Below are 7,678 nucleotides of genomic sequence, written 5' to 3' on the forward strand. Positions count from 1 at the left end.
GGTCGTGATGGAGCGCATCACGACCACAACCTCGTTCTCGGCAGAGCCCGGCGCGGGGACCATCAGGGCGGTGGCCCCCGGACGTCGATCTCACCGGGTGCGACCCCTGCGTCCGGGTGCATCCTGGGAGGAAGGGGTTCCGCCCCGGAGCTCCCGGTCAGGGAGGAGTCGACATGTCCGGTCTCATGCTCGCCAGCAGCGTCGATGCTGCGGTCTACGTCCCCACGGGGTCGGGCCCCGCGAACTGGTTCCTGCTGTTCGGGATCGTGCTGGTCGCCGCGATCATCGTCTACATGATCGTCGAGCTGGTCCGCGCCGCGCACGACCGGCACCTCCCGCCGCACCGACGCATGTCGCACTAGCCGACGGGTCGCCCACGTCCCGCACGTGCTCCGTCGACCGATCGCCCGTCGACGGCGTACCGCCCGGGCGAACGGCCACCGAGGAAGAACGTGGTGCGCGAGGTAGAACGTGGTGCGCACCACCTCGCGCACCACGTTCTACCTCGCGCCTCCCGGCTCGGCGACCGCGCCACTCACCTCACGGGCGGAGCCGCCGAGCCCTCCCCGCGCAGGGTCGGACCATGGTCAGCCCAGCGTCGCCGGGAGCTGTGCCGCACCCTCGCCCGGGGCCTCACCCAGCACGCGCTCGGCGAGGAACGCCTGCACCACCTGGTACCAGACGATCGCGTGCTGCGGCTGGAGCACCCAGTGGTTCTCGTCGGGGAAGTACAGGAACCGGTGGTCGGTGCTCCCGTCGGCTGCAGCAGGCAGGCCCGACGCCGACAGCAGCTCGTACCAGAGGCGAAGGCCCTCGCCGATCGGGACGCGGTAGTCCTTGTCGCCGTGGATCACCAGCATGGGCGTCACGATGTCGGCCACGAACCGGTGCGGGGAGTGCTCGGCCGCCATCTCGGGCGTCATCTCGCGCTGCCAGTAGTAGGACGCGTCGGTCGTGGGGCCGAACTGGTCGAGGGCCCACAGGCTCGCGTGCGTCACGACGGCCTTGAACCGGTCGGTGTGTCCCGCGACCCAGTTCGCCATGTACCCGCCGAACGAGCCGCCCATCGCGGCCGTGCGGGTCTCGTCGACCTCGGGCAGCGCCTCGGCCGCGTCGGTGATCGCGAGCAGGTCCGTGTACGGGGCCGCGCCCCACGCCCCCCAGCCGCGCTGCACGAAGTCCTGCCCGTAGCCCGTCGACAGCGCGGGGTCCGGCAGCAGCACCGCATAGCCCTGCGCCACGAGGATCCAGGGGTTCCAGCGCCAGCTCCACGCGTTCCACGAGCCGAGCGGACCGCCGTGGATCCACAGCAGCAGCGGCGCGGGGTTCTCGGCGCTCGCGCCGTGCGGCAGGGCCAGCCAGCCGCGCACGCGCACGTCGTCCGACGCCGCGGTCTCGATCTCGGTGAGCGTGCCGGGCAGGTCGGGGCTCTCGACGGGGCCGCGCAGCGCGGTCGCCGCGACGGGCGCGCGCTCGACGGCGGGGGCCGCGAGGAAGTCCGCGAGATCGATCCGCACGGGGTGCGAGGGCTCGAGGTAGCTCGTGCGCTGGGCGTACGCGGCCGAGGCGTCGGGGGCGACGCGGACGTCGGTGAACGTCGCGTCGTCCGAGGTCAGGCGCGACACCGTGCCGTCGGCTCCCGACCCGTCGGGCGTGAACGCGACGTGGAAGACCGGGCCGCGCCCGTCGTCGTCGGCGGTCACGAGCAGGCCCGAGCCGTCCGGCAGCCACGTGGCCGACGTGGGCCAGCGGTCCCAGCTCGCGGCGAGCGAGCGCAGGCCGTGGTTCGCGCCGCCGTCGTCGGGGTCGCCCTCCGAGCCGTCGCCCGCGCGCAGCGGGACGACCGCGAGGCCCTGCTCGGGCGCGGCCTGCGGGGTCGTGATGGTCTCGCGCACGAACACGACCCACGCGCCGTCGGGCGAGATCGCCGGCGACGAGGCCTCGGCGCCGGGCTCGTCGACGAGCGTGCGGCGCTCGCCGGTCGAGGTGTCGATCGCGACGAGGATCGAGCGCCGGGACGCGCCCGGCCCGGCGACGGACCAGGACGTGACGAGCGTGGTCCCGTCCGCGGACAGGTCCGCGGAGTGCTCGCGCAGCGCCGGCCCGACGGCGGAGGTCACGTCGCGCAGCTCGACGCGCCCCGCGGGGAGGTCGAGGTCGTCCGCGTCGGGGTCGGCGGGTGCTGCCGGGAGCGGGCGAGCCGGCTCGTCGGTCAGGTGCGAGAGGTCGGCGACGAAGCGGTGGGGCTCGGAAGGGCCCAGGTCGTGGTCCCAGTACCGCACGGGGTAGCCCGTGTGGAGGATCGCGGCGACCTTCTTGTCCTTGCGGACCGTGCGCAGCTCGGCGTCGTGAGCCAGGTCGCGCGCGCTGGGCAGGACGTCGGCCGCGAGAGAGAGGACGGGCGCGCTGCGCGCGACGAGCGGGGCCGAGACCCCTGCCGGTGCCGACGCGACGATGCGCGCCTCGCCGCCGGCGGCAGGCAGGAGCCACAGGGCCGAGGTCGGGTCGCTCTCGGCCGATGCCGAGGCGTCGCTGTCGGGGCGGGCCGAGGTGAAGAGCAGGTCGCCCTCGGCCGTGAACGCGGCCCCCGACTCTCCCTTGGTGCTCCGGGTCAGGCGGCGGGCCGGGGCCTCGCCGGTCGGGTCGATCTCCCACAGCGCCGAGACGTACGCGGTGCGCTTGGCGTCGAGCGTCGACACGCTCGTCACGAGGCGGCGCCCGTCCGGGGACATCACGAGGCCGCCCGTGCGGGGGATCGCGACGTACTGGTCGAGGTCGTGGAAGGGGGTCGGCGCGCTGGCGGCGGGCTCTGCGTTGTCGGTGGTCACTGCACCGTCCTATCACGACGCCCCGCCCCCGGTGCCGCACCTGGCCCCACGCAACCTCGGTGCCTCGGTGCCTCAACTGCATGCTCGGCAGCCGCGAGCCCGTCGAGCGCATACTGGACCCGTGCCCAAGGTTCCCTTCCTCGCCCTGACCGTGAGCGCCGCCGTCGGACTGCTCCTGACCGGGTGCGGGTCCGAGCCCGCGCAGGACCTCGACGACACCGTGCTCGCCGGGATCGTCGCCGCCGGCCGCTCGGACGGTGACCTCGACCTCATCTCGACGACCCACTTCGACTGGCAGAAGGCCGTGATCGTGTGCCCCGGCGACGACCCGACCGAGGTCGCGGAGGCCGCCGGGACCGACGGCCCCGTCCAGGGCGAGCTCCCGAGCACGGTCGACGTCGGCACGGGACACCTCGTGTTCGTCAACGACGACGAGGCCGTGCAGGTCGCGGACCTGCGCCTCGCCCAGGCGGACGTGTGCTCCGAGGACCTCTCGATCACCAACAGGGTCCTGAGCCCGGGCGCGACGCTGACCGTCACGCACGGCACGGGTGACGGCTGGGTCGTGACGCGGGGCTGAGCCGTCGCGCTCCGGCGTGCCGAGAACGGGATCAGGGTCGTTCTGAGCCTGATGACGACCTGGACCTCGTTCTCGGCACCGGCTGGTTCCGGGCGGGGCGTCAGGCGTTGAGGCTGGCCACGAGCTCCGGGAGGTCGGCGACCGAGTCGAGCAGGAAGTCGTGGCGCTCGCGCCCCAGGTCCCCCGCGCCGAGCTTGCCCGTGAGCACCCCGACGACCGCCCCGGCCCGCGCGTTGACCCCCGACCGCAGGTCGAGCACGGTGTCGCCCGCGACGAGGACGCGCGCGACGTCGAGCACGCCTGTGCGCTCCATGTCGCGGTGGACCATGTAGGGCGCCGGGCGGCCCAGCGGCACCTCGTCGGCGCACGTCACGGCGTCGAGCGTGACCTCGGGCGAGAGCCACTGGTCGGGGCCGGACGCGACGCTCCAGCCGAGCACGTCGAGGATCCCCCGGGTCACGTCGCGCGTGAAACCCGTGGTCAGCGCGACCTTGACGCCCGCGGCGCGCAGGGCCGCGAAGGCTTCGGGGGCACCGGGGATCGGGGTCGGCGGGTTCAACCGGTACGCCTCGTGGAGCAGCGCGGTGAAGCGGACGAACGCGGCATCGACCGTCGCCTCGTCGGGAGCGTCCCCCGGCGCGCCGGACGTGCCGGGACCGATCGCGAGCAGGGCGGTGATCGCCGCGCGCTTCTCGGCCCCCATCCAGTGCTGGACGTCCGACGACGTCGCGCCGCTCCCGTGCTCGAGGACCGCCGTGTGCAGCGCGTCGTAGACCGCACCGCCCTCCTCGACGGTCGTGCCCGCGACGTCGAGCGCGACGAGCTCGATCGCGAGGGGCTGACTCCCGGTGGGTACGGTGCCGGGCGTGCTGATGATGCTGCCGGTCATGCTGAGGGCTCCTGGTTCGGGTCGGTGATGGTGGCGACGTCGGTGAGGTCGGAGACGGGGGCTGTGCCTGCCCGGCCGGCCGTCGGCGACACGAGGGAGGCCGCGGCGGCCGACGCCGTCGGGAAGCGGACCATCGCGAGCGACGTGTCCTGGGTGTTGTCGATCGTGAAGGCCGCGAGCTCGGGCAGGTAGCGGTCGTCGGCGTACTCGACGGGGACGCCCGCCGCGTTGCGCGTGGTACGGCGCTCGCGCAGCAGCGGGGCGCCCGCGGGCACCTCGAGCAGGTCGGCGTCGGTCTCGTCGGCCGCGACGGCGTCGATCACGTGGCGGGCCGCGTGCAGGTCCGCGCCGCGCGAGATGAGGTGGTCGTAGATCGAGCCGGTGTCGGGGTCGAACTCGAAGATGAGGCGCCCGACCGGCTCGATGAAGGTGTCACGCTCGACCATCGCCGGGACCCCGTCGAGCAGGCGCAGGCGCAGGACCTCGACCACGGGCGTGCCCTCCTCGAGCCCCAGGGCGTCGGCCGCGACGCCGTGCACGCCGCGGCGCGCGACCTCGACGGTCCGCTGACCGGGCACGCGTCCCACCCCCACGGCCCACCGGCTGAACGACAGGAACGTCTCGAAAGGCTGCGGGACCGCGCGTGAGCGCACGACCGGCGGGCGCCCCTGGCCCCCGCCGATGAGCCCTTCGCTGCGCAGCGTCCCGAGCGCCTGGCGGGCCGTGCCGCGCGAGATCGAGAACTCGGCGCACAGCGAGGACTCCGACGGGAGCGAGTCGCCGATCGCGTACGTGCCGGACACGATCCGACGGCGCAGCTCGCCCAGCACGTGCTGGTGCAGCGGGCCATGGGACGGCTGGGGCGGCGGCTGGGCTGCCGACGACGGCTGGGCCGTCTGGGACGGCTGGCCCGGCGGGGACGGCGGGGACGGCGCGGTGCGGGGGGACGAGGACTGAGCCATGACTTGACCATACAGGCCGTCCACTCGCCGAGAACGGCGTCGCGATGACGGCCGCATGAACCCCGCGCACGGAGCGTCAACGCCAGGTGAACACTCCGGAAACTTGTCTGGACAAGCCTCCGAATCGCTTGATTCGTGCTCGTCCCGCACGGCAGTGTCCGTGTCGTGAGCAGCACAGCACCTCGACGCCCGGCCCCGTCCGGGCGAACGCCCAGCCTCCCCGCCGTCCGCCCTGGCACGCGCAGCCCGTCCGCCGGGAACGGCCTCCCCGCCCGCGTCGACCTCGTGGTCGTCGGAGCCGGGATCGTCGGCCTCGCGCACGCCGTCGAGGCCGTCGGGCGGGGCTTGTCCGTCCTCGTGGTCGAGCGCGACGACCGCGCCGTCGGCGCCTCGGTCCGCAACTTCGGGCACGGCTGCTTCACCGCACAGGACGGCACGGCCCTCACCTACGCCTTCGCGGCCCGCGAGCGCTGGATCCAGCTCGCCAAGGAGGCCGACTTCTGGCTCCGCGAGTCCGGCACCGTCGTCGTGGCCCGCGCCGACGACGAGCGGCAGGTCCTCGAGGACTTCGCCCACGGCCGCGACGGCCACGTCCGGTTGCTCGACCGCGACCAGGTCCTCGACCGCGTCCCGGGCGACCCCGACGAGGTCGTCGGCGGCGCGTTCCTGTCCCAGGACGTCCGCGTGGACCCCCGCGAGGCGGTCCCCGCGATCGCCCGCTGGTACGCCGAGCAGCGCGGCGCGCACCTCGCCTGGTCCACGACCGTCCAGGGCTTCGAGGCCGGCAGCGGCGTGACCCTCGTGCGGACCTCCCGGGGCGACGTCGTCGCCACCAGGGTGATCCTCGCCGTCGGGCACGACGTGGACCGGTTCTTCCCCGACACCGCCGCCGCCGCGGGCATCCAGCGGTGCACGCTCCAGATGCTGCGCGTCGACGCACCTGCGAGCCCAGTCGGCCCCCGCGAGATCGACCCCGCGATCTTCACCGGCACCTCGTTGCTGCGCTACGACGGCTTCCGCCACTCCCCCGCGACCGCCGCCGTCCGCGAGCGCCTGAGGGCCCAGCACCCCGCCCTGATCGACGCCGCGGTGAACCTCATGGTCACCCAGCGCCCCGACGGGACGCTCACGCTCGGCGACACGCACGCCTATGCGACCACGCCCGGGCCGTTCCACCCCGAGGCCCTCGACGAGCTGCTGCTCACCGAGGCCGCGCGGCTCTTCGGCACGGGCCCCCTCACGGTCCGCGAGCGCTGGCAGGGCGTCTACGCCTCCGCGCCCGCACCGTTCCTCGACGTGACGCCCATGCCGGGCGTGCGCGCGGTGTCGGTCACGTCCGGCATCGGCATGACCACCGCGCTCGGGCTCGCCCCGCGCGTGCTCGACAGCTTCCTCTGACGGACGACCCTCTCTCGTCCCTCCGACCAGACCAGCCTCTCTCGCGAAACCCCACCCCAGGAGAAGACATGCACCGCAGCCGCACCGGCCAGGCCACCTCGGTCCTCGCCGCCGCACTGCTCCTCGGCGCGCTCAGCGCCTGCTCGACCGGCACGGCCGACGCGGGGACCAGCACCGACGGTGCCGGGTCCGCGACGTGCCCGAACGGCGCGATCCGCTTCGGCATCGAGCCCTACGAGGACCCCGCCAAGCTCGAGCCCGCCTACCAGCACCTCGCCGACGCCCTGTCGGAGAAGCTCGACTGCCCCGTCGAGCTGACGATCGTCGAGGACTACTCGGCCGAGGTCCTCGCCATGGAGAACGGCAAGCTCGAGCTCGCGCAGTTCGGCCCGCTCGGGTTCGTGTTCGCGAGCGAGCGGGCAGACGCCGAGCCCCTCGCCTCGTTCGGACTCGCCGACGGCTCGCTCTCGAGCTACACGGCCGGGATCTGGGTCCCCGTCGACTCCCCGGTCCAGAGCATCGAGGACCTGCCGGGCCACTCGCTCGCGCTCGGCTCGACCGGCTCGACGTCGGGCGACGCCCTGCCGCGCTTCGCGATCCTCGACGCGGGTCTCGCCGAGACCGACGTCGAGATCACGTACGCGGGCGGCCACCCCGAGGCGCTGCTCGCCCTGACCAACGGTCAGGTCGACGCTGCGCAGATCAACTCCCAGACGCTCGCGACCGCCGAGCGCGAGGGCACGTTCGACTCCTCGGCGTTCCGCCAGGTCTGGGAGTCCGACCCCATCCCGAACGACCCCATCACGGTCGCCGGGTCGCAGAGCCAGGAGTTCAAGGACGCCGTGCGCGAGGCCCTCCTCACGCTCGACACGGCCGACGTCGAGGCCATCGGAGCGTTCCTCGACGTCGACCCGGCGGGCCCGCTCGTCGAGGTCGACGTCGACACGTACCAGCCGCTGTTCGACCTCGCGAAGACGCTGAAGCTGACCGCCGACGACGTCTGACCCTCCTCGAGGAGGGG

General features: G+C 73.9%; 7 protein-coding genes. 4 read left to right on the plus strand and 3 right to left on the minus strand.

From position 1 onward, the window contains the following. Positions 1–173 precede the first annotated feature (173 nt). Positions 174–362 carry a hypothetical protein gene (locus ACFRCR_RS14820; RefSeq protein ID WP_056760981.1) on the plus strand — a complete coding sequence of 63 codons (189 nt, stop codon included), beginning with the start codon at positions 174–176 and terminating at the stop codon, positions 360–362. 225 nt (positions 363–587) lie between these two features. Here ACFRCR_RS14820 and ACFRCR_RS14825 read toward each other — a convergent pair whose 3' ends face one another. Beyond that, entirely contained in the window at positions 588–2,828 is a 2,241-nt protein-coding gene (locus tag ACFRCR_RS14825; protein WP_377678569.1) for a prolyl oligopeptidase family serine peptidase, read from the minus strand. A gap of 121 nt (positions 2,829–2,949) precedes the next feature. Here ACFRCR_RS14825 and ACFRCR_RS14830 point away from each other — a divergent pair, with 121 nt between their 5' ends. After that, positions 2,950–3,408 carry a hypothetical protein gene (locus ACFRCR_RS14830; RefSeq protein WP_377678571.1) on the plus strand — a complete coding sequence of 153 codons (459 nt, stop codon included), beginning with the start codon at positions 2,950–2,952 and terminating at the stop codon, positions 3,406–3,408. A gap of 100 nt (positions 3,409–3,508) precedes the next feature. Here the strand turns inward: ACFRCR_RS14830 and ACFRCR_RS14835 are convergent, their stop codons facing one another. Continuing rightward, on the minus strand, positions 3,509–4,297 hold the full coding sequence (locus tag ACFRCR_RS14835) for a phosphonatase-like hydrolase (protein WP_377678572.1): 789 nt from the start codon (positions 4,295–4,297) through the stop codon (positions 3,509–3,511). Next, on the minus strand, positions 4,294–5,259 hold the full coding sequence (locus ACFRCR_RS14840) for a GntR family transcriptional regulator (protein WP_377678573.1): 966 nt from the start codon (positions 5,257–5,259) through the stop codon (positions 4,294–4,296). The genes ACFRCR_RS14835 and ACFRCR_RS14840 overlap by 4 nt, the downstream gene beginning before the upstream one ends. A gap of 165 nt (positions 5,260–5,424) precedes the next feature. On the opposite strand from ACFRCR_RS14840, the gene ACFRCR_RS14845 reads away from it, so the two are divergent. Together ACFRCR_RS14845 and ACFRCR_RS14850 are read left to right on the plus strand one after the other, a co-directional pair. Further along, positions 5,425–6,657 carry a TIGR03364 family FAD-dependent oxidoreductase gene (locus ACFRCR_RS14845; protein ID WP_377678575.1) on the plus strand — a complete coding sequence of 411 codons (1,233 nt, stop codon included), beginning with the start codon at positions 5,425–5,427 and terminating at the stop codon, positions 6,655–6,657. Positions 6,658–6,725: 68 nt separating this feature from the next. After that, on the plus strand, positions 6,726–7,661 hold the full coding sequence (locus ACFRCR_RS14850; RefSeq protein WP_377678577.1) for a phosphate/phosphite/phosphonate ABC transporter substrate-binding protein: 936 nt from the start codon (positions 6,726–6,728) through the stop codon (positions 7,659–7,661). Positions 7,662–7,678 lie beyond the last annotated feature (17 nt).

This window comes from Oerskovia sp. NPDC056781 (assembly GCF_042789955.1).
Classification (GTDB): Bacteria; Actinomycetota; Actinomycetes; order Actinomycetales; family Cellulomonadaceae; genus Oerskovia; species Oerskovia rustica.